We start from the raw sequence: 21,509 nt of genomic DNA, 5'->3' as shown, positions 1-21,509 counted from the left end.
TGACATAATTCTCGCCGGTATATCCGGATAGAAAGGCGGTCGGCGGCGTAGCGCAATCCCAAATTTCAAACCAGTTGGATGCCGGATAAATGTTGCCGTAAACAGATTGTGCGAGTCGGGCCCGATCTATACAGCAGTCGAAGGCGTCATACAAATGTCTGAGGTGTTGAGGAAGTTGGATTGAAACTCCGATCAAAATCCTTGGGTTACTGCGTAAGTTCTCGATTCGACCATTTCTGCTCCACTCCTTCCACACGGATTGCGACAGCGAGGTGGGGCACGTCATATCAATCTCCCCGTCACGAAACATCTCCAAAGCGTGCTCGGGAGATCGTGATACCACCAGTTCTATGCCCTCCGTAGTCTGTGAGCGATCACTCCCCGGAGCAATAGGCTGGAACACTAGCCTTTCATTAGGTCGCTCGCATAGTACTCGGAAAGCGGCGGTAGAATTATTGCCTTCCCCTTGTATCCCAAATTGAGGGCTTGCCATGAGCTGAGCGATATCAATTCCAGGCACCCTGGAGGTGATTTCCAAGTATCGGTCCCGAACTCGTATGCGCGACAGTAGCCCAAACAGAAAAAACTCGGATCTTTTTCGTGATAACTCATACAGCGCTTGTGCGAGTTGCGTTACGGTTGGCGAAGCTCCAGATGCACAGCGTGCATCTTCTGATACTGCCGCGATCATTGTCTGATCATCGGGTGTGTCTACAACAGTGAGTAAGCCCGGGTGAGGGGACCCGTCTGTTCCCTCTCGGAAAAGAGCGCCTGTAAGTTGCCGACGATACAGCATAGAGTTCCAATCGGTGACACCGCCTAGAGAACCACGTACCTGGACCTGACCCCTTGGTGGTGGACACGCTGAAACCAGCATTTCGCTGGGGAAGTGAGGTACCTTTCCACCATGCCACGCAAGACCTACACCGAGCAGTTCAAGCGTGACGCAGTGACGTTGTACGAGTCGACCCCTGGAGCCACGATCAACGCGATCGCCTCCGATCTCGGGGTCAACCGCAACTCCCTGCGCACCTGGCTCGACGCCTTCGGCACCGGCACCAAAACCAACGCCAACGGTGAAAAAGTCGCCAGCCCGATCGCCGCAGCCAACAGCGAACGTACTCCTGCTCAAGGACTCTCCGATGCCGAACGCATCCGCATGCTGGAACGCGAAAACGCCACGCTACGGGAAGAACGAGAGATCCTGCGCAAGGCGGCCAAATATTTCGCGGAAGAGACGAACTGGTGAACCGCTTTCAGTTCGTTGATGACCACCGAGACTTCTACGAGGTCAAGCGGTTATGTGAGGTCCTGAAGATCAACCGGTCCTCCTACTACAAGTGGAAATCTGCTGCTCCTGCCCGCCGGCGACGCCTCGTCGCTGACGCGGCGCTGGGAGCGAGGATCAAGGCCGTGTTCACAGCTGAGAACGGCTGTTACGGGGCGAAACGCATCACAGCGGCCATCAACTCGGATCCGACCAGCGATGATCGCCTCAATCACAAGCGCACCGCCAGGCTGATGCGCCAGATGGAATTGTTCGGCTACACCAAGAAACGCCGCGTAAAGACCACGGTGTCTGCGAAACGCGCTCCGACGTTTCCGGATCTGCTCGCACGCCGTTTCACCGCGGAGAAACCAAACACGGTCTACGTCGGCGATATCACCTACCTCCCGATTGCAGATGGGTCGAATATGTACCTGGCGACGGTCATCGACTGCTACTCGCGGCAGTTGACCGGTTTCGCGATCGCCGTCCACATGCGTACGGAGTTAGTTGAAGAGGCTTTGATGATGGCTTACGGGATCCGTGGTGGGCTTGACGGAGCGATTTTCCACTCCGATCATGGCAGTGTATACACCTCTGATCGGTACCGAAGACTATGTGAACGTCTCGGTGTTACCCAATCGATGGGAGCAATTGGTACCAGCGCGGATAATTCTCTGGCGGAGTCGTTCAACGCCACGTTGAAACGGGAAGTCCTTCAAGATGCACCTGTTTTCGCCAGTCAGCTGGTATGTCGCCGGGACGTGTTCCAATGGTGCAGTCGCTACAACACCAAACGCCTGCACTCGAGGTGCGGCTATCGTTCGCCGAACGCCTTTGAATCTTCCGAAACAGCTATACTCAAAACCGCATCTGATTAAAACTCCGTGTCCACTTTCCGGGGTTCAGACCCGTTGAATTCCTCGTAGTCCTGCTCGTATTCGATCGGGGGAACGTCACCGATCGACGAGTGCAGACGCTGGTGATTGTACCAGTAGACCCACGAGGCCGTTTCCGTTTCGACCTCCCGGGCATCCCTCCATGTGCGTGCGGGATCGACGTCGATGAGCTCAGTCTTGTACAGCCCGATCGTCGACTCCATCATCGCGTTGTCCAGAGCATCACCGACCGAGCCGATCGAGCCCTGGAGTCCGGCGTCTGCCAGCGCGTCGGTGAACGCCAGCGAGGTGTATTGCGCCCCGGCGTCCGAGTGATAGACGATGCCGGTGGCGGTGAAATCCATGCGGGTGCGTCTGCGGCTGAACAACGCGTGTTCCAGGGCCATGAGCACCATCCTGGTGTCCATCACCGTGGTGAGGACCCAGCCGAGGACCTGCCGCAAGTAGGCGTCGACGATGAAGGCGACGTAGCAGAATCCCTCCCGCGTCCAGGCGTAGGTGAATTCCGCGTTCCACCACTGATCCGGATGCGACGGATACCTCCACCGACGGCCTATTCGGTCCGGGTGCCGGCGGTGCGCAGGATTGGCCACGGTCGTCTTCTTGCGGTGCATTCCGCGGGACACACCGCGGATGCCGGTGATCTTCATCAGCCGTTCCACCTGGTCACGACCAATAAGCATGCCGTCACGGATGGCTGCTTTCCAGAGCTTGCGCCGGCCATAGACCTTGCGGTTTTCCTCCCACAGTCGGTAGATGCGGTGGGCGGCGTACGCTTCGTCGAGTTCGGCTCCGGTGGGGCCGAAGCCGCGGGACTGGTGGGCGTAGAAGGTGCTCGGGGCAATCGCGATGCCGTGGGCAGTCAAGGTTTCGCAGATTGGCTCGACCCCGAAACGGTTCCGGTAGGTGCAGATGAAATCCACGACTACCGAAGTTTGCGGTCGAGCTCCGCTTGGGCGAAAAAAGCTGACGCCGTCTTGAGGATCTCATTGGCTCGTCGCAGTTTGGCGACTTCCTTGGCCTGCTCCTCGTAGACAGCCTGGAGCTGCTCGTAGGACAGGGAGCCGGGCTGGGGTGCTTGTTCCTGCTTTTCCTGTTTTCGGATCCAGTTGCGCAGGGTGGATTCCTTTACGCCGAGCAGTTCGCCGATCTCTCGGCGGGCGGCTGCCTTGGAGATGTCGCCGTCTTCGAGACGTTCGAAGTACATACGTACCGCGCGTTCTTGAGTGGCGGTGTCGTACTTGCTGGGCCGTGCCATGATGCTGATCGTCCTCCTAGGGTAAAACCTAGTCTCCGACCAACCCAGGCCGCCTCACAATTGTGCCCAGGTAGTCTCATCCAGGTCAGTCATGGTGCTTGTGCTTTCCTTCGGTGAAATGTTCTGCTGAGCGGATGAAGACCTCCGATTCCAATCCGGTCAGGTCGATCGGTCCACGGCCTGGGGCTGTGGCTGTATCCCCGGGAGATGCGGTAGGACGGTTCTGGTGGATGTTGGACTGCACACGTTGGATGACTGACCGCGCGGGGGCGAGCTGTTTGTCGAGGATGTATTGGCAAGCCGGTTCCAGGGTGGTTCCGTTGTGACGTTTGCCCAGTGTTACGAGAATCAGGCTTGCTTGCTTCATTCCTTTAGGCACGGCTTTGTCGAATCGATCGAGTACCTTCTTAATGACCTCCATAGTTGCGGTGCCATAGGACGAAGCCCACGAGAGGAGTTCATCGCGGGTGTAGGCCTTCGAGGTTGAGGACCCATCGGGGCTATGAGCGGGGTCTGAGGAGTACCGGTAGCGAAACCCGTGCAATCGAGGATGCTCGGCAACAAGTTCATCGTTGTAGAAAATACTGACCATTGATTGGGTCAGACGGGCTCGTACCATCTTGCCGACGAGGGTAAACGGCACAGAGTAGTACTGGTAGTCGCACGTGACGTGCCAAGAGCGATCGACTTTCAGGCTACGCCACAACACTTCAGTAAACCGATCGTCGGGAAGCGCACGCATGAGGGGACGTTCATCTGCGTCGAACAGGTCCCTGCGTGTCACCCCGTCTGTACGGGCCCGGACCTCGTTGATGTCATCGACTCGTCTACTGATCGCTTCATTGAGTTCTTCCAGACTGTAGAAGCATTGATTGTCGAAGTAGCCCAGGACCAGGGAATACACGGTTTTCACGGCACGTTCAACGGCAGCCTTGTCCCGCGGCTTCGCTGGCCTAGTCGGCACGATCAAAATGTCGTAATACGACGCGAAGTCAGCGTAACGGTCGGTGATCGCCCGGTACGAAGAGTTCTTCTTCGGTTGGTACGTGGCCGTTGATGCGTTATCAGGAACGATTATCGCAGGTCCGTGCCCCTAAGTAATCCAAAGTAGCGACGTGGCAGTCAATCCAGTTCGCCATTTTCTCGTTTCGAGTGGCCTTTGCAAACAACAGCCCTGAATACGGACACACCGCGACGAAGATCGACGCGTGAAACGCGGTCCTACCGGTAGCAGGATCGGTGATAGCGAACTTGTCACCAGCCCAATCGACATACAGTTCCTCACCCGGCTCGTGCTCGATGACTTCAGAAAGCCCGTGAGTCTTGATATAGGCAGCAAAACCATCACAAAACTGGGTGGACTGGTACTTCAGCATGGACCTGACCCCTTGGTGGTGGACACGCTGAAACCAGCATTTCGCTGGGGAAGTGAGGTACCTTTCCACCATGCCACGCAAGACCTACACCGAGCAGTTCAAGCGTGACGCAGTGACGTTGTACGAGTCGACCCCTGGAGCCACGATCAACGCGATCGCCTCCGATCTCGGGGTCAACCGCAACTCCCTGCGCACCTGGCTCGACGCCTTCGGCACCGGCACCAAAACCAACGCCAACGGTGAAAAAGTCGCCAGCCCGATCGCCGCAGCCAACAGCGAACGTACTCCTGCTCAAGGACTCTCCGATGCCGAACGCATCCGCATGCTGGAACGCGAAAACGCCACGCTACGGGAAGAACGAGAGATCCTGCGCAAGGCGGCCAAATATTTCGCGGAAGAGACGAACTGGTGAACCGCTTTCAGTTCGTTGATGACTACCGAGACTTCTACGAGGTCAAGCGGTTATGTGAGGTCCTGAAGATCAACCGGTCCTCCTACTACAAGTGGAAATCTGCTGCTCCTGCCCGCCGGCGACGCCTCGTCGCTGACGCGGCGCTGGGAGCGAGGATCAAGGCCGTGTTCACAGCTGAGAACGGCTGTTACGGGGCGAAACGCATCACAGCGGCCATCAACTCGGATCCGACCAGCGATGATCGCCTCAATCACAAGCGCACCGCCAGGCTGATGCGCCAGATGGAATTGTTCGGCTACACCAAGAAACGCCGCGTAAAGACCACGGTGTCTGCGAAACGCGCTCCGACGTTTCCGGATCTGCTCGCACGCCGTTTCACCGCGGAGAAACCAAACACGGTCTACGTCGGCGATATCACCTACCTCCCGATTGCAGATGGGTCGAATATGTACCTGGCGACGGTCATCGACTGCTACTCGCGGCAGTTGACCGGTTTCGCGATCGCCGTCCACATGCGTACGGAGTTAGTTGAAGAGGCTTTGATGATGGCTTACGGGATCCGTGGCGGGCTTGACGGAGCGATTTTCCACTCCGATCATGGCAGTGTATACACCTCTGATCGGTACCGAAGACTATGTGAACGTCTCGGTGTTACCCAATCGATGGGAGCAATTGGTACCAGCGCGGATAATTCTCTGGCGGAGTCGTTCAACGCCACGTTGAAACGGGAAGTCCTTCAAGATGCACCTGTTTTCGCCAGTCAGCTGGTGTGTCGCCGGGACGTGTTCCAATGGTGCAGTCGCTACAACACCAAACGCCTGCACTCGAGGTGCGGCTATCGTTCGCCGAACGCCTTTGAATCTTCCGAAACAGCTATACTCAAAACCGCATCTGATTAAAACTCCGTGTCCACTTTCCGGGGTTCAGACCCCATCCCAGGTTCCGCCGGTGAAGAATAGTATTTCTCCCACAGAATGAACCTGGTCAGATGCTTGTTCTTTGCAAGCTTGGCCGCTAGAGCTTTGTAATCCGGCTGGACATACGAAGCTTTGCGCGCTCGGCGCCCGTCAGGGAAATGTTCATCAAAGAACTCCGGAGACAGCCTGGTAAAGGATTCTGCCGTGATCCCGTAGGAGTTGATGACAGTGATCACCCGAGCGATATCGCGATTAGAGCACCCCAACGCAGAAGCAATGTCGCCATAGCTTTTACCTTCGAGTCGCATCGCCATGATCTCTTTGAATTCAGCCATAAAGATGGCCTCCTTGGTCATGAAAACGTGTCACGATGCCGCAGAATTGACGACATCGCCACCAAGAATCATGACCCGACCACCTACCCGAAATCACCCCTACCAACTACGCAGACTACCCCGACCAAACACCCGAAAACGACAAGACGCTCGTTGTAGATGATGCTGACGTATTGCGAGCCGTGGTCCGAATGGTGAACTAGACCTTCGGTTTTCTTCGCACACACAATCGCTTGGTTTAAGCGCCTGCAGCGGCAACGCCTCGGTACGCATCGAGTCTGGCAACGCCCACCCGACAATCCTGCGGGAATACACATCAGTGGCAAATGCGGTGTAGGCGAAGCCTTTCCGCGTGCGCACATAGGTGATGTCAGCCACCCACAGTCGGTTGGGGCTTGGCGCTCTGAATTCACGATTGACCAGATCAGGTCGCACATCCGGCCCCTTCGGCTTGCGGGTCGTGCGAGGTGCACCTCCTTTGCCTTTGCCGGACAGGCCGGCCAGGCGCATCAGGCGGGCGGTCTGCTCGCGGCCGATATGAATGCCTTCACGTCGAAGGGCACGCCACATTTTCCGCACGCCGTAGACGCCGTAATTGTTTGCGTGAACCTGGCGAACATGCTCCATGACGGCTGCGTCACGAAGTGCGCGGGCACTTAAGCCCCGGGCTTTCGACTGCCTGTAACCACGCGAGGTAATGAAGCCACTTTCACGATTATTCTTCAACGTCGCATAGATGAACTCGACCGTGAAACGATCCCGCTGTTCATCGATGAATCGGATCATTTCCGACGTGTTGGGCCGAGTTCCGATGCGAAAAAAGCCGTGGCAGCTTTCAACAGCTCGTTTGTGTCACGTAGCTCCTGAACTTCGCGGCGTAGCCTGGCGTTTTCAGCAGCCAAGTCTTCAGGCAAATGATCAGGGACTCGTCCGTCGCGGCGAGCTGCCTGCGTCCATTGGCGGGCTGAGTGCCACGAGACACCCAGTTTGGGTGCGACAGCCTGACATGCGTCTTGCATCGAAAGATTTTCCGCCACGATACGGTCTTCAACGAGACGGACAACGCGGTCCTTCGCATCCTGGTCAAACTTCCTCGGCATGTTCCAGATTTTCCCATCTACTCAAACGGAACAAAACCTGGGGCACTTCACAGCCTGTCTGGGATCCCGGGACGTATGATAGGCGCGTACATAATAAGGACACGCAACCGGCGGAGGTGGTCAGGATGGTCGTACGCGTAGATGTCGCCCCCGAGCTCCTTCGCTGGGCTGTCCGCCGCGGTGGCTGGGACGAGGAAACCACCTCTCGACGAGCCCCCAAACTATCCGCGTGGCTAGCTAAAAGTGAACGCCCCACACTTAAGCAATTGGAGAAGTTTGCCAACGACACCCGCACGCCGTTTGGGATGCTTTTCCTTCCAGAACCACCTGAAGAGGTAGTTCCGATTCCAGACATGAGAACGTTAGGCAACCTCGGGGTCCATCAGCCGTCGGCAGACCTTCTCGACACCATATATCAGTGTCAGAGACGCCAAGACTGGTATCGAGATTATGCGTTAATGAGCGGTTTTGACGAAATTTCTTTTGTAGGGTCTACAACGGTTGATGCACCGGCTAACCTTATCGCCAATGAAATCCGGGGTGCACTAGATTTTGGCCTCGACGAACGAGCCACTTTTCCCAGCTGGGAACAGGCATTTCGACAGTTGATCGATCGCATCGAGTGTATCGGTGTCTTGGTTATGGTAAATGGCATCGTCGGGTCCGACACGCATCGGAAACTAGACCCTAACGAGTTTCGGGGTTTCGCTCTGGCAGACCCGCTTGCCCCATTGATCTTCGTAAACGGTGCAGATACCAAGGCAGCGCAGATTTTTACTTTGATCCATGAGTTGGCGCACATTTGGCTGGGCGGCAGCGCACTTTCGGATGCTGCCATGACAGCCAAAGGGGGACCCGAGGACGAACATTGGTGCAACCAAGTCGCCGCTGAGGTGCTCGTACCTTTGGCGGCATTGGTTGCAGACTTCAGGGGGGTAGTCAACGTTAACGAGTTGGAACGTCTCGCCAAGCGATACCGCGTCAGTACGCTGGTTGTCCTCAAGCGGCTCTACGATACCAAGGCTCTCCCCTGGGACGAATATCTCCGAATATATGAGGAAGAAAAGCAGCGCGTCATGTCCATTTTAAGTGCCAGGCGCGGTGACGGAGGAGGGGGAAATTATTACTACACCCAGCCGCTTCGTCTCAGCCGTAATTTTTCGCGTGCTGTAATCACGAGCGCTTTTGAAGGATCCACTTCTTACCGGGATGCGTATCAATTACTCGGTACGAAGAAGCGTGCAACGTTCGAAAATCTAGCCGAGGAATTAGGTGTCGCATAATGTTTCTCGTTGATTCGAACATCCTCATCGAGGCAAAGAATCGTTATTATGCGTTTGATATTGCTCCCGGGTTCTGGGATTGGCTTGAAGGTGCTTACCAACAGGGATTGGCTTGCAGTATTGATGCTGTCCGAGATGAGCTTCTCAAGGGAGACGATGAGCTGGCGGCATGGGCGCGTGCAAACCCCGACTTTTTTAAATCAATCGACCAATCGACAACGAACCACTTCAGCGACCTCACAGCCTGGGCTACTTCAGGTTCATATCGAGCCGAGGCCATTGCTGCCTTCACGGGAAATAACGCAGACTACCTTCTTATAGCTTATGCCCGCGAACATCAACATACGGTCGTCACCCATGAGCGCTCGGAGCCGAACGCGCGGAGGAGGATCCTAATCCCGGACGCGTGTTTGGCAATGGGCGTGAGCACGGCAGACACTTTCCAGATGATGCGTGCGACCGGGGCAGTTCTGAACCTGCGTACATCCGCCTAGATGCGCTACCCCTACTTATGCGACTAAAGGCCATCTCCACGGCGCGCCTGGAGGGGGTTGATGCCGCCACACGCCTCAACCTGGTGCTGTTGCAAAGTTGGGCCAGGGTCGAAAAGCCCAACCTCAAGACATTAGTTGTCCTTGCTCCGGGGTGCTTAAGCTGTCTCGTATATCCGGCTGACGATCACCGCGTCTGGGTTCGGGTGCCCGTAGGCAAACATCGTGCCCTGGCCTTTCCGTAGTGAATGCATCGCTTCCTTCCCTTTCAACGTCCGGTAGGCGGAAATTCGGTTTTTGAACGCTCCCTTCGGCCCTAGGATTCTTTTAAGTCGGCCATGATCTCCCTCGAGAACGTTGTTCAGGTATTTCACCTGTCGGTGCTCCACCGTCTGAGGGCAGATTCCCTCCGCCTTCAGCTCGGATATTGCCTTGGCCAGAGCTGGTGCCTTGGCGGTGTTGATGACCCGCGGGGACCCGGCTGTCGTATTCGATCGCAGCGTCTTGGCCAGGAAACGTTTGGCCGCCGCGGCATTGCGCTTTGGAGAGAGATAAAAGTCCAGGGTGTGCCCACCGGCGGTAATAGCCCGGTAGAGATAGCACCACGTGCCGCCGAGCCGAATATAGGTCTTATCCACCCGCCAGGACCGGGCCTGCCAGTCGGGTACCTGCCGGTACCACCGAGTTCGCTTATCCAGCTCAGGGGCGTATTTCTGCACCCAGCGGTAGATCGTGGTGTGATCGACTGGCACACCCCGCTCGGTCATCATTTCTTCGAGATCGCGGTAGCTCACCCCCTAGCGGCAGTACCACCGCACCGCCCACAGGATGATGTCATGGGGGAAATGCCGACCGGAGAAGATGCCCATGGCTCTGATTATTTCAGGCCGGTCTTTCTACTGCCCCAACTTTGCAACAGCACCCTCAACCTTAGGTACACACCCAAGCTGCGTGGAAAGTATCTAACATTTTGGAAAAGAAACGCTGAGAAAACCTGAAGCATTGCAGAAACAACGGGTAGAATTGACTCTTTGCGGCTGATGTGTGCTTAAATATGGTGAATAGTCACGTTGTGGCTTGTTCCATTATCGACTTTTAGGAGACACGATGCGTCGTATCGCCACCGCTGCTGTTGCAGCAGCCACCGCCCTGTCCATCGTTGCCACCCCGGCAATCGCGCAAGAGAACCAGAACACCCTCAGCTCCAACATCTTTGGTGGTGCTTCGAGCGACAACCAGATGGGCGGCTCCTCCGAGGATGCCAAGGGCAGCTCCAACGGGGATAACAAGTCCTCCGAGAACTACGAGCCTTCCTCCAAGAGCACCTTCGAGAAGATGGGCTCCAGCCAGGAATCCACCGATAAACTCCTCGGCAGCTCCGTGGAGAACGACAAGAAGAACGGCTACAAAGAGGGCACGACCGCTGACATCATCATCGGCGCTGTCATCGCAGCTTTGGTGGCTCTGCTCGCTGGCGGTTTTGCCTTCAGCCAGGGCCTGATCGACTTCACTTTCTAAAGCACCTTCATTCGTGCTCTCACCCCGCGCCTCTTGCAGGCACGGGGTGATTTTCATGAGGGCCCCATAAAGCCGGGCGCGGGCTGGGCCACCCAAGAAGCTAGAGTTGTGGGAACTTCGCGCGGGCCTTCACCCACAGGCCCTCGAACTCCTCCGCTGTCAGGCGCGTTGCGTTGATGCCGTCGAACTGCCCGTAACTATCGGGGTGCGGCACACTCGACGTCGGCTCGTTGGCTTGGCCCACGACCCGGCCGTCGGCGTAGGCGCCCGTGATCCTTTCCGCCGGGTCAAGTTCGATCATGCGCACCATGGTGCATGTGCCTGGGGAGACTTCCTCGAGCTCCGCAATGTTGAGCAGCTCACCGCCGAGATCTGGCACTGTGTAGTGAATACGAACGTAGTGCTTCATCCTGAATCCTCTCTTTTTATTGCCTGCCCCGTGCCTCACGACAGTAGCGCGCCGCAGCAGCGGAGCAGATCATCAGTTGGATCAGGTGGTACAGCATCAACGGGACGATGAGGATTCCCACTGCGGCGCCGCCGAAGATGACGCTGGCCATGGGCACCCCGGACGCCAGGGACTTCTGCGTGCCGCACATTTGGATAGCCACCTGATCTTCGTAGCTAAAGCGCAAGGCGCGGGCGATCCATTTGGTGATGGCGAGCATGCCGAACACCAACACGCTAGCCCATCCCACCAGGGCGAGGACTTCCCACAGCGCGATCTCATCCCACACTCCGGCGACCATGCCGCTGGAAAAGGCGGCGTAGACCACCATCCAGATCGAACCGCGGTCCACGAACTTTGTTGCCTTCGCGCCCGCATACACTTTGACCGCGGGAAGGAAGTTGTGCGCTAGCTGCCCCACAACGAAGGGGAGCAGCAATTGTAAAGCGATGTTGACAAACACGGCTTCATCGACGTGTATGGCGTCACCGGCGCCCATCAGAAGCATCACCAGCAGTGGTGTGGTCACCACACCGACCAAGCTGGACAGGCTTGCTGCCACCACCGCCCCGGACACATTGCCTCGGGCAATGCCTGTCAGGGCCACCGATGACTGCACCGTTGAGGGCACGAGCATGGCAAAGAGGATCCCCTGGTACAGGGGCGCAGAAATGAGAGCCGTGAAGGGTTTTAGGGCCAAGCCGATCAGCGGGTAGAGCACGTAGGTTAGCGCGAGGATCAGCAGGTGCAAGCGCCAATGCGTCAGGCCTTTGAGTGCCTCGCGGGTAGATAGGCGCGCTCCGTAGAGGAAGAACAGTAACGCGATTGCGATCTTTGTCGCGATGGCGAAAACCGCCGCGAAGTGGCCGTCGGCGGGAAACACAACCGCCAAGGCCACCGCGGCGAGGATCCCCTGGATCAGGGGATCCTTGAGGAAGGGAGGAACTTTCATGGGCTCAGTCTACGAACCGGGCCACGCAGCATTAGGTGTTTAGTCCCCGGTGTCGGTGGCGATGAGCTTGCCGCTGTGCTCTTCGAGGTCGAGCTCACGCAATCCGCGCACCGCTGGACCGGAGATCACGGAGCCGTCGACGATGTTAAACAGGGAACCATGCGCGGTGCAGCGCACCGTGTCACCTTTGACCTGAGTGATTTTCTTGAACTCGTGTGGGCAGGTCGATGAGTACGCCACGTACGTGCCTGCTTCCGGTTGGGCGATAATTACCTTGTCAAGGATCACCGCCGAGCCGATGGGAACCTCAGTTGCCGCCACCTCCTCCGGAGCGGGATAACCGCAGGCGGCGAGGAAAGCGCCGGCGAAGGTGGTGGCGGAACCAAGTAAGAAAAGACGGCGAGAGCAGGTCATGCCAAGAGTCTAGCCCTTTAGCGGGTGGCTGCCTTCATTTCAGAGACGAACTTTGACAGCTCCTTCTTTAACGCCTCCATATCAGTGACTCGGCCCGGGTTGGGGTGTGAGTAGTCCACGTAACCGTCGATGATTTGCGTGATGGCTGAGCCGGTGATGGCCCCGGCCGCGCCCGCCGCGATCGCCGCGGCAACGTGCTGCGGTGCGGAGATCCCGAATCCGAGCAGCACCGGCGCCCCGCCGTAGCGCTTCGCGTTGTCGACGACCTCCGCCAGGCCTTCTACGGAGGATTCGCGTTCGGTGCCGGTGACACCGTCGCGGGAGATGGCGTAAATGTAGCCCCGCGACTGCGCGGCCACGCCAGCGAGAACTTCCGGGGAGGCTTTCGCCGGGGCAATGTAGATTGGGTCGATGCCAGCAGCGGCGGCTGCTTCGTTAAAGGCAGCGCCCTCGCGCACGGGGACGTCGGGAAGCAGCACGCTGTCTGCGCCCGCCTCTTTGAACTCGCGGTAAAAGCGGTCAATGCCACGCACGAAGGCGACGTTGGCGTAAATGAGCATGCCGATCGGCAGATCCGGGTACTCGCTGCGTATCGTGCGGACCTGGTCGAGTGCTTTGTGTACGGTTGCGCCGCCGTCGAGGGCGCGCACGTGCGCTTTTTGGATGGCGGGCCCATCAGCGACCGGGTCGGAGAAAGGGACTCCGAGCTCTAAGGCGTCGGCCCCTGCGTCGACCACCGTACGGATGATGTCGAGGGCGTCTTCGGGGGTGGGATCGCCCAGCATGATGAAGGGCACGAAGGCGCCTTCTGCCTTGTTCTGCAGCGCGGCAAAAGTTTTTTCGTAGCGAGACATTGTTTTAGTTCTCCTTAGTCGCGGCGGAGGGTTTTTCAATCACCCAGTCCGGGTGTTTATCTAAGGTGGCGCGCACGTGGGCGATGTCTTTGTCGCCGCGGCCGGATAAAGCAACAAGGATGGTTTCTTCCTCGGTGGCTTCCGCGGCGCGTTGTAGGGCGTAGGCCAGCGCGTGTGAGGATTCGAGCGCTGGGATGATGCCTTCGTATTTGCTGAGCAATTGGAAGGCCCGGATTGCTTCCTCGTCAGTGATCGCTACGTAGTCGGCGCGGCCTGTCGCGGCGAGGTGTGCGTGCTCCGGGCCGACCGCCGGGTAATCCAGGCCGGCGGAGATGGAGTAGGAGTCCACCACTTGGCCGTCGTTGTCGCGCATCAGGTAGGAGCGGGTGCCGTGGAGAATACCCACGGTGCCGGCGGCGATGGCGGCGCCGTGCTTGCCCACGCCGACTCCTTCCCCGCCAGGTTCGGCGCCGACTAATGTGACGTCCTTTTCGTCGATGAAGTCGGCGAACATGCCGATCGCGTTCGATCCGCCGCCGACGCAGGCGACGACGACGGTGGGAAGTGCGCCTGTGTGCTCAAGCATTTGCGCTTTGGCTTCCTCCGAGATGACGCGGTGGAAGTCTTTGACTATGCGGGGAAATGGGTGGGGGCCGGCCGCGGTGCCCAGTAGGTAGTGCGAGTCGTGGAAGGTTGCGGTCCAATCGCGCAGCGCCTCATTGACTGCGTCTTTGAGTGTGCCGGATCCGGTGTCGACACCGACGACCTGGGCTCCCATGAGGCGCATGCGAAATACGTTCGGTTCTTGGCGCGCCATGTCCTCGACACCCATGTAGATGACGCATTCGAGGTCGAGAAGCGCGCAGGCCAGCGCGGTGGCGGTGCCGTGTTGGCCTGCGCCAGTCTCGGCGATGATGCGTTTTTTGCCCATTTTCTTGGCTAATAGAGCCTGGCCGATTACTTGGTTTGTTTTGTGGGCGCCGCCGTGGACTAAGTCCTCGCGCTTGAGAAAGATTCGCGCCTTTGAATCTCCCAGCGGCAAGTTGCGACACTCGGTCAAGGGTGTGGGTCGGCCGAGGTAGTCGCGAAGCAGGCGGCGGTACTGCGCCATGAACTCCTCGTCGTTCCACGCTTCCACGAAGGCCTTTTCTAGTTGGTCTAGCGCCGGAAGCAGTGATTCGGGGACGTATTGTCCGCCGAATTGTCCATAGTAGGCCGGCAGGAGGGTGCGTCCGCCGTGGGTGTTGTCAGTCATTGATGTCGTCCTTAAGCGCTAGTAATGAAAGTTTCTTATTGTGTGGAAGACTCGGCGCAGGGCGCCGGCGTCTTTTCGGCCTTTGTGGGTGGGGTATTCCACGCCGGAGTTCAGGTCCACGCCACTGCAGCCGATTGCGAGGGCCTTTTCGACGTTGTCAGGCCCCACCCCTCCGGCCAGAAGCGTTGCGGCTTTGACTTCGGCGGGAATGGTGGACCAGTCGAAGGTTTCGCCGGAGCCGCCGGTGTGGGCGTCGAGCACGAGTTTGTCTGCGCTGTCCACGAGCGCGGCGGCGACGTCTGGGCCGTGGGCCTTCGTCATGGTGACGGCCCGCCAAACCTCGATGGTGGGTCCCACCTCCGCCCTGATGGAGGTGAGTAGTTGTTTTTCGGCTTCGATCGAGCCTTGGTATGGGGCGTGGACTTGGACGGCGTGGATGCCGTCTTGGAGCAATTCGGCGTAGCCTGTGGTGCGGCGGGAAACGGCGACGTAGGAGAGGTGCGGTTCGTGGGAGATGATGTCCGTGGCCGTTTCACGTGAAACATTTCGCGGCGAGGATTGCTCGAAGATGAGCCCTCCGTACACCGCGCCGGCGGCGCGGGCGGCTTGGGCGGCGCTCCAGGAGGTCAGCCCGCACACCTTGTTTGCCCCGTACACCAACTCGCGGGCGGCGCGGTCGATGTCCGGCTGGCTGGTCAGGTGGGATCCCACGAGGTAGCCGTCGGAATGGACGCCGAGGCGACGCACCGTGTCTACGTCGCGGATACCGGATTCCGCGATGACCAGCGAGCCCTCCGGAGCCAGCGGTGCGAGGCGTTGCGAGCGATCCAAGTCGATGGTGAGGTCGTGGAGGTTGCGGTGGTTGATTCCGAAGATTTTGGCGCCGAGGCGGGCGGCGCGCTGTGCTTCTGTTTCGTCGATGACCTCGGTGAGCACGTCCATGCCGAGGCGGGCGGCTGCGGTGGAGAGCTTGGTATAGGTGGCGTCGTCAAGCACGCTCAGCATGAGCAAAATCGCGTCGGCGCCGAAGTAACGTGCGGCGTGAATCTGGGCCTCGTCGATGATGAAGTCTTTGCATAACACCGGGAGATGGGTGATCGAGGCGACGGTGGCGAGGTGGTCGTAGTCCCCGCCGAAATGCTCCGGTTCGCACAAGACGGAGATGCCTGCGGCGTAGCGGGAGTAGATGCTGGCAATCTCCCCCGGTTCATAATGCTTTCGGATCGTGCCGAGTGAGGGTGAGGAGGATTTGCACTCCATGATGAATTGGGCGCCCGGGCGGGCAAGCATGTCGTAGAGGGAGCGTTGGGAGCGCGGCAGGTGGGCCGGGTCGATGTGGCTGATGCGCTCTTTAATTTCGTCAAGGTGACGAATACGCCCCTGGACAATACCCTCCAACACTGTTGGCAATTTAGTCACTGTAATCGGCCTCCTCATGCATGCGCAGCCAGTCCTCAACCGCCCCGGAGCGGAGAAGCTCAAGCGCGTGAGTGACACCCTCGGCTATTGTGGAGAACTCACCGCGGAGATAAAACATCGCACCTGCGTTCGCGGCGATGGCATTGCGGTGCGCCTCTGGGCCCTGGCCCGCGAAGGTTGCGCGCATCAACCGCGCGTTTTCTGCCCCGTCCCCGCCAGCGAGGTCCTCCAGCGAACAAGGAGGCAGCCCCAGCTGCGCCGGATCAATGGTGTAGCGGGTAATGTCGCCATCTCGCAGCTCCCACACGTCAGTTTCCCCATGCAGGGCGATCTCGTCCGTGCCAGCGCCGTGGACCACCATCGCGCGCCCACGGCCCAGCTCACGCATAGTCTCAGCAATGATCTGTCCCAGCTTCGGGTTGGCGATGCCCATGATTTGAAACTCCGGCCGCCCGGGGCTTAGAAGTGGGCCCAAGGTGTTGAAGATTGTGGAGACACCCAAAGCCTTTCGCACGGGCTGCACGTGGGCGATGGCCGGGTTGTAGGCTGGCGCGAAAAGGAAGGTGAAGTTGGAGGACTCGAATTGGCGCACCGCGCGCTCCGGGTCGAGGTCGAGCGGAATGTTTAGCGCCTCCAGCACGTCGGCCGAGCCGGACTTGGAAGATACGGAGCGGTTGCCGCACTTGATCATCTTCACCCCGCCGGCGGCGGCAGTCAGCGAAGCGGCGGTGGTGATGTTGATGGTGTTCGCCCCGTCTCCGCCGGTTCCGGCGGTATCCATGATGCCTGTGCCGGTAATGGGGAAAGGTCGGCCCGCGCGCAAGAAAGCTCGTGCAGCGCCGGCGATGTCAGCGAAAGTCTCGCCGCGGGTGCGCACTGTTGCTAAGAGAGCGGCGATGTGGACGTCGTCGTAATCCCCCACCGTCAGCGGGGTAAACGCCTCGATTGCTTCCTCGAGTGTGGGTGTCGGGTTGTCCATGAAGCGCTTGAGCACTTCGATCGCGTTGTCACTTGCCATTTAGTACACGCCTTTCTGAGCCAGAAATGTAACGCAGCGCTCCAACATGATCGGGCCTGCGGGGGTGAGGATGGATTCGGGGTGGAATTGCAGCCCGAGCGACATGCCGTCGTTGCTGCTCGCGGCCATGACCACCGTGCCGATGGCTGTGTCTGTGTGGGCCAGCGCGTGCATGCCTTCGGGGACGGACACGGTGCCGAGCGAGTGGTAGCGCGCCACCGGCACGTTTTCCCCCATCCCAGCAAAGACGGGGAAGTTACGGCCGGCCTCGTTTAGCTGCATGCTTATCGACGTCCCATGCACCGGCCCGCACGGCACGACACGCCCCCCGTGGTGCTCAACAAGGGCTTGAAAGCCCAGGCAGATACCCAAAAGCGGGACGCGGCCCTGCGCTTTGGCGATCAGTTCCATCATGCACCCAGCGTTGACTGGGTAGCCGGGCCCGGGGGATAAAACGATGAGGTCCGGGTTGCGCGCGAGGATGTCATCGGCGTTGACGGTGTTGCGGAAAACGATGGTGTCGTAGCCGCTGAGCGCATCGACGAGGTTGTAGACGAAGGAGTCGTGGTTGTCGAGCAAAGCGATCACGTTGTCACCTCCAGGGTTGAGTTCGTGGATTGGGCCAGTGCGTTGAGCACGGCGTAGGCCTTGTGCAGGGTTTCGTCGGCTTCGGCTTGGGGGTCTGAGTCGCGCACCACCCCGGCACCCGCCTGCACGGTGGCCACTGCCCCGGAGACATACGCAGAGCGGATGACAATACAGGTATCCATGTCGCCGTTACCGGAGATGTAGCCGACGGCGCCGCCGTAGGAGCCGCGGCGGGTGCCTTCCATTTCGCGCAGAAGTTCCGTGGCGCGTAGTTTCGGTGCGCCTGTGAGCGTGCCCATGTTCATGCAGGCGCGGTAGGCATCGAGGGCATCTAAGTCCTCGGCAAGCGTGGCGGTGACGCGGGAGACTAAGTGCATGACCCGGGAGTAGCGATCTACTTGCAACAGCTCGGCAACCCGGCGGGTGCCCGGTGCGGCGACGCGCGCCAAGTCGTTTCGCGCCAAATCAACAAGCATGGTGTGTTCGGCGACCTCCTTGGCGTTGGTGCGAAGCTGAAGCTCCATGCGTGTGTCGAGTTCGTGGTTGACGCTGCCGTCGGGGTTGAGGCCGCGGGGGCGGGTGCCGGCGATCGGGTACAGCTGCACCTCCCGGTTGCTGGCGGTGAACTTCAAACTGGATTCGGGTGAGGCGCCGAAAAGCTCGAAGGGCTCGCCGGCTCGGTCGAGGCCGCGCACGTAGAACATGTAGGGAGAGGGGTTGGTGTCGCGGAGGCGTCGATAAGCGGCGAAAGCGTCCGGGCATGCGGCGCTGAAAGCTCGCGCCGGAACGACCTGGAAAATATCGCCATTGTCGATATTGTCTTTGAGCTTGATCACGTCTGCGCGGAAACTTTCGTCTGAGACATCCGTGGTGACGCGGAGTGTGCCGACCTCCGTAGGCGTTGCGGGCTTGGGCTCGGCTGTCTCGATGGTGCGGGCAAGCTGCGCCAAATCGGGCTTCGTGCCGTCGAAAGTGATCCCGGCCAGGTGCGCGGTCTGCTCCCGGTGGTCGATGCGCAGCATGGTTTCGGCGAGGATGAACTGGTAATCCGGGTAGGTGTTGGGCCCTTCCGCCACCGGAGGCAAATGCTCGAATGTGGCCAGGTAATCGAAGGCCAGGCCGCCGGCGAGGAAGGGAAAGCCCTCCTCCTCGTAGCCCGCGGAGGTGCTCAGCGCGCGCAGCACCTCCGCGGAGGACACGGCTTTGAGGCGTTCGCGCTCCTCAGCGGCCGCGGAAGTGGGGAACACGTAGGCGTTGTCCCCTACCGCGTAGTCAGCGAGCCTGTCGCGCAGGTGCGCGGCGACGACTGCGCCCGAGCCGGTCAACACCTCAACCTCCACCCGCTGCCCGTTGCACGTGACCCGAAGGGAGGCGGTGAGCACTGCCACGGACATCAGCCCGCTGCGGGTGGTGATGTCTGCGGATTCCAAGAGCACCGCGTCAGTTGCGCGCGTGCCGCCCAAGTGCTCGAACAGGCTGGAGGCGTCCGCGTGGTACGCCACCTCTATTCGCGCCGTTGTGGGGTGCAGGTCGCTCATGTGTACATCCTTAAATCTTGTGCACCATGGGCCCTGGAAACAACAAAGGCCCGTGGTGCTTGGGTTATCCAAGCCGACGGGCCGATTGAAATGACTAGCTCAGTGGCACGCCGGCTATGCGCGCCACCACCACTGCGCGACGGCAGTGGCCGGGAAAACAGTAGTCAAAGTCACATTCGGAACAATAGCGTGAGGTACGCGGTTGCGCAACTTGCAATCAATAGCTCGATGTTTCACGTGAAACATTGAGCTATTGATCGGCCTGGCCCGCCGCTTTGCGCAGCGCTTCAAGATTGACTGCGGGGGCAGGACTACTCGGCGCGTCGTTGGTGGCGTGGTCGGGGTTGCGGGCGGCGTCGACAAGCAAAGCCGCCCTCGCGCCGAAATTGCCAGCGATTGAATAAGCCGCGACCGACGCCCCAAGGAATGCAAGCGGGATGAACCACAACCAACCCTGCGCGATGAGCGAGAAAGCGCCAGCGAAGGCAGCCGAGACGCCAGCGAAAATCCACAGGGGCCCCAAGGCGCGGTGCGCCTGGTCCCACGTCGCCTTGTCCTTGCGCACCTCAGGCACGCGAAGCCCAATAACGGGGTTGCCGGGGAGCTTGCCCATCGTCGCCATGGCGCCCAGGACGATCAACGCCACAGCGACAACAAAAAAGACGGAGGCAAGGACAATGTTGGCAACACTCATGGGCCCTAGCATAACCCCCGGCAAGACCGCCACAAAAAGGTGCAGGGTTATCGTTTCGGCAGGCAGGCGCACCGTATATCTTAAAAAGTGTGTCACCATACACTGTCCTTGTAAGAAGTGACCCGGATAGCGGGTCGAGTCAGAAGGCTGCCTTATGAAATCCAAAGTCCTGAACTCGCTGCTGGTGTGGATCCTTATTGCGATCATCCTCGGCATCGTCTGCAGCTTGTTCTTCCCAGCCCCGTTGGCCAGGGTGTTCGTCACCTTCAACGGCCTGTTCTCTAATTTCCTCGGGTTTTTCGTCCCCGTCCTCATCTTCGCTCTCATCACCCCCGCTATCGCCGGTTTGGGTCGCGGTGCCGGCCGGTGGCTGGGGCTTACCGCAGGTATCGCCTACGGCTCCACCATCATCTCCGGCCTGATCGCCTGGGCGGTGTCCGCCGCCTTCTACCCCACCCTGCTCGGCAACCAGGTGTTAAACACCAACATCGCTGACCCGGAAGAAGGCGGCCTCGCCCCCTTCTTCACGGTCACCATGCCGGCACCTTTTGAGGTCATGTCCGCGCTGCTGCTTGCCTTTGTGGTTGGCCTGGGGATGACCGCGGTGAAATCCGACACCATGTATAAAGTCTCCACCGAATTGGAGTCCGTGGTGATGAAGGTGGTCAAGGTGTTCATCATTCCGCTGCTGCCGGTATTTATCTTCGGCACCTTCCTCAGCTTGGGAATGAACGAAAACTTCGGTTCCACCCTGGCCGCCTTTGGCACCGTGCTGCTTTTGTCCGTCGCCATGACCGTGGTCATCATCGTCTTGCAGTACCTCATCGCAGGCGCAGTTGCCGGGCGCAACCCCTTCACAGCATTGAAGAACATGATGCCCGCTTACTTCACCGCCTTGGGTACCTCCTCGTCTGCGGCAACGATCCCGGTCACCCACGCTTCTACCTTAAAGAACAAGGTGGACGAAAACGTCGCCGGTTTCGTCGTGCCGCTGTGCGCGACGATTCACCTTTCCGGTTCGATGATGAAAATTACCCTCTACGCCATGGCGATCGTCTACATGGCTTCTTTGCCGATCGGGACGGGCCAAATTTTGGGCTTCATTTTGCTGCTCGGCGTCATGATGATCGCGGCGCCCGGTGTGCCCGGAGGCGCCATTATGGCGGCGGTCGGATTGCTTCAGGCTAACCTCGGCTTTGACGAGTCCATGGTCTCGCTCATGATCGCCGCTTATATCGTCGTTGATTCCTTCGGCACGGCTGCCAATGTCACTGGTGACGGCGCTATCGCCCTGATAGTCAACCGTTTCGCCGGCGGGAACATCGAAGGCTACAAGGCGGAAGAAGATGAGCGTCCGCTAATCGACGCCACCTCGAGCTAAACGCAGCTAGGTATCTGCGCTGCGCCCCGACGGGTGGGAGTGTGAGGCTGCGGCGTGGTTGCCTTCATTGCGAAAGCCCCGCCCAGGACATA

General features: G+C 59.2%; 22 protein-coding genes, 1 pseudogene and 1 other annotated feature. Of the genes and pseudogenes, 6 read left to right on the top strand and 17 right to left on the bottom strand.

The annotated features are described in order from the left end of the window. Positions 1-907 precede the first annotated feature (907 nt). Positions 908-2,148 (top strand): IS3 family transposase gene (locus VLL26_RS08885; protein ID WP_342318167.1). Its coding sequence is split into 2 segments (ribosomal slippage): positions 908-1,235 and positions 1,235-2,148, totalling 1,242 coding nucleotides; the frame shifts between segments, so codons are not numbered across the junction. On the opposite strand, the gene VLL26_RS08880 is transcribed toward VLL26_RS08885, so the two are convergent. The 3 genes from VLL26_RS08880 to VLL26_RS08870 all read right to left on the bottom strand — a co-directional run bounded on the left by VLL26_RS08880 (position 2,145) and on the right by VLL26_RS08870 (position 4,800). Further along, positions 2,145-3,424 (bottom strand): IS3 family transposase gene (locus tag VLL26_RS08880; RefSeq protein WP_425292264.1). Its coding sequence is split into 2 segments (ribosomal slippage): positions 2,145-3,118 and positions 3,118-3,424, totalling 1,281 coding nucleotides; the frame shifts between segments, so codons are not numbered across the junction. The genes VLL26_RS08885 and VLL26_RS08880 overlap by 4 nt on opposite strands. Then, positions 3,003-3,134: a sequence feature (AL1L pseudoknot), on the bottom strand. Its footprint overlaps the gene before it by 132 nt. 85 nt (positions 3,425-3,509) lie before the next feature. Beyond that, positions 3,510-4,388 (bottom strand): Mu transposase domain-containing protein, encoded by an 879-nt coding sequence (locus VLL26_RS08875; protein ID WP_342318730.1) that lies wholly within the window; start codon positions 4,386-4,388, stop codon positions 3,510-3,512. A 100-nt stretch (positions 4,389-4,488) separates the two neighbouring features. Further along, a complete protein-coding gene (locus VLL26_RS08870; protein WP_342318729.1) occupies positions 4,489-4,800 on the bottom strand; it encodes a hypothetical protein in 312 nt (103 codons plus the stop codon). A gap of 70 nt (positions 4,801-4,870) precedes the next feature. Here VLL26_RS08870 and VLL26_RS08865 point away from each other — a divergent pair. Continuing rightward, a protein-coding gene (locus tag VLL26_RS08865) for an IS3 family transposase (protein WP_342318286.1) occupies positions 4,871-6,111 on the top strand; the annotation gives its coding sequence in 2 pieces (ribosomal slippage) (positions 4,871-5,198 and positions 5,198-6,111; 1,242 coding nt in all). Here VLL26_RS08865 and VLL26_RS08860 read toward each other — a convergent pair. The 3 genes from VLL26_RS08860 to VLL26_RS08850 all read right to left on the bottom strand — a co-directional run bounded on the left by VLL26_RS08860 (position 6,108) and on the right by VLL26_RS08850 (position 7,564). Further along, positions 6,108-6,464: a hypothetical protein gene (locus VLL26_RS08860; protein WP_342318728.1), complete on the bottom strand. Its 357-nt coding sequence runs from the start codon at positions 6,462-6,464 to the stop codon at positions 6,108-6,110. The genes VLL26_RS08865 and VLL26_RS08860 overlap by 4 nt on opposite strands. Positions 6,465-6,563: 99 nt before the next feature. After that, positions 6,564-7,250 (bottom strand): IS3 family transposase, encoded by a 687-nt coding sequence (locus VLL26_RS08855; RefSeq protein WP_342318727.1) that lies wholly within the window; start codon positions 7,248-7,250, stop codon positions 6,564-6,566. Further along, a complete protein-coding gene (locus VLL26_RS08850) occupies positions 7,247-7,564 on the bottom strand; it encodes a transposase (RefSeq protein ID WP_342318726.1) in 318 nt (105 codons plus the stop codon). The genes VLL26_RS08855 and VLL26_RS08850 overlap by 4 nt, the downstream gene beginning before the upstream one ends. A 266-nt stretch (positions 7,565-7,830) precedes the next feature. Here VLL26_RS08850 and VLL26_RS08845 point away from each other — a divergent pair, with 266 nt between their 5' ends. After that, on the top strand, positions 7,831-8,847 hold the full coding sequence (locus tag VLL26_RS08845; RefSeq protein ID WP_342318725.1) for an ImmA/IrrE family metallo-endopeptidase: 1,017 nt from the start codon (positions 7,831-7,833) through the stop codon (positions 8,845-8,847). Continuing rightward, positions 8,847-9,341, top strand: a complete 495-nt coding sequence (locus VLL26_RS08840) for a DUF4411 family protein (RefSeq protein ID WP_342318724.1) — start codon at positions 8,847-8,849, stop codon at positions 9,339-9,341. Before VLL26_RS08845 ends, VLL26_RS08840 begins: the two co-directional genes overlap by 1 nt. A gap of 155 nt (positions 9,342-9,496) precedes the next feature. Here VLL26_RS08840 and VLL26_RS08835 read toward each other — a convergent pair. Next, positions 9,497-10,207 (bottom strand): annotated as a pseudogene (locus VLL26_RS08835) (IS6 family transposase). A 238-nt stretch (positions 10,208-10,445) separates the two neighbouring features. Here VLL26_RS08835 and VLL26_RS08830 point away from each other — a divergent pair. After that, a complete protein-coding gene (locus tag VLL26_RS08830; RefSeq protein WP_342318723.1) occupies positions 10,446-10,856 on the top strand; it encodes a hypothetical protein in 411 nt (136 codons plus the stop codon). 100 nt (positions 10,857-10,956) lie between these two features. Here the strand turns inward: VLL26_RS08830 and VLL26_RS08825 are convergent, their stop codons facing one another. The 10 genes from VLL26_RS08825 to VLL26_RS08780 form a co-directional block, all read right to left on the bottom strand. Continuing rightward, positions 10,957-11,265 (bottom strand): hypothetical protein, encoded by a 309-nt coding sequence (locus tag VLL26_RS08825; RefSeq protein WP_342318722.1) that lies wholly within the window; start codon positions 11,263-11,265, stop codon positions 10,957-10,959. 16 nt (positions 11,266-11,281) lie between these two features. Next, positions 11,282-12,256 carry a bile acid:sodium symporter family protein gene (locus tag VLL26_RS08820; protein WP_342318721.1) on the bottom strand — a complete coding sequence of 325 codons (975 nt, stop codon included), beginning with the start codon at positions 12,254-12,256 and terminating at the stop codon, positions 11,282-11,284. Positions 12,257-12,295: 39 nt separating this feature from the next. Further along, entirely contained in the window at positions 12,296-12,670 is a 375-nt protein-coding gene (locus VLL26_RS08815; RefSeq protein WP_342318720.1) for a Rieske (2Fe-2S) protein, read from the bottom strand. Between the two features lie 17 nt (positions 12,671-12,687). Continuing rightward, positions 12,688-13,524, bottom strand: a complete 837-nt coding sequence (gene trpA, locus VLL26_RS08810; protein ID WP_342318719.1) for a tryptophan synthase subunit alpha — start codon at positions 13,522-13,524, stop codon at positions 12,688-12,690. Between the two features lie 4 nt (positions 13,525-13,528). Then, positions 13,529-14,779 carry a tryptophan synthase subunit beta gene (gene trpB, locus VLL26_RS08805; protein WP_342318718.1) on the bottom strand — a complete coding sequence of 417 codons (1,251 nt, stop codon included), beginning with the start codon at positions 14,777-14,779 and terminating at the stop codon, positions 13,529-13,531. Between the two features lie 18 nt (positions 14,780-14,797). Continuing rightward, entirely contained in the window at positions 14,798-16,204 is a 1,407-nt protein-coding gene (gene trpCF, locus VLL26_RS08800; protein WP_342320189.1) for a bifunctional indole-3-glycerol-phosphate synthase TrpC/phosphoribosylanthranilate isomerase TrpF, read from the bottom strand. After that, positions 16,191-17,216, bottom strand: a complete 1,026-nt coding sequence (gene trpD / locus VLL26_RS08795) for an anthranilate phosphoribosyltransferase (protein WP_342318717.1) — start codon at positions 17,214-17,216, stop codon at positions 16,191-16,193. The genes trpCF and trpD overlap by 14 nt, the downstream gene beginning before the upstream one ends. Then, the gene (locus VLL26_RS08790) at positions 17,217-17,804 is read right to left on the bottom strand and encodes a glutamine amidotransferase-related protein (RefSeq protein ID WP_342318716.1); all 588 of its coding nucleotides are present in this window, start codon (positions 17,802-17,804) and stop codon (positions 17,217-17,219) included. It lies immediately after the preceding gene. Then, positions 17,801-19,342: an anthranilate synthase component 1 gene (locus VLL26_RS08785; protein WP_342318715.1), complete on the bottom strand. Its 1,542-nt coding sequence runs from the start codon at positions 19,340-19,342 to the stop codon at positions 17,801-17,803. The genes VLL26_RS08790 and VLL26_RS08785 overlap by 4 nt, the downstream gene beginning before the upstream one ends. A gap of 250 nt (positions 19,343-19,592) precedes the next feature. Then, positions 19,593-20,036: an SdpI family protein gene (locus tag VLL26_RS08780; protein WP_342318714.1), complete on the bottom strand. Its 444-nt coding sequence runs from the start codon at positions 20,034-20,036 to the stop codon at positions 19,593-19,595. 154 nt (positions 20,037-20,190) lie between these two features. Here VLL26_RS08780 and VLL26_RS08775 point away from each other — a divergent pair, with 154 nt between their 5' ends. Continuing rightward, a complete protein-coding gene (locus VLL26_RS08775; protein WP_342318713.1) occupies positions 20,191-21,417 on the top strand; it encodes a dicarboxylate/amino acid:cation symporter in 1,227 nt (408 codons plus the stop codon). The last annotated feature ends 92 nt before the right edge of the window (positions 21,418-21,509 follow it).

The sequence above is a fragment of the Corynebacterium sp. BD556 genome (genome assembly GCF_038452275.1).
Lineage (GTDB): Bacteria > Actinomycetota > Actinomycetes > Mycobacteriales > Mycobacteriaceae > Corynebacterium > Corynebacterium mayonis.
Note: the sequence above shows the minus strand (reverse complement) of the source record. Positions and strands in the feature narration are given on the sequence as shown.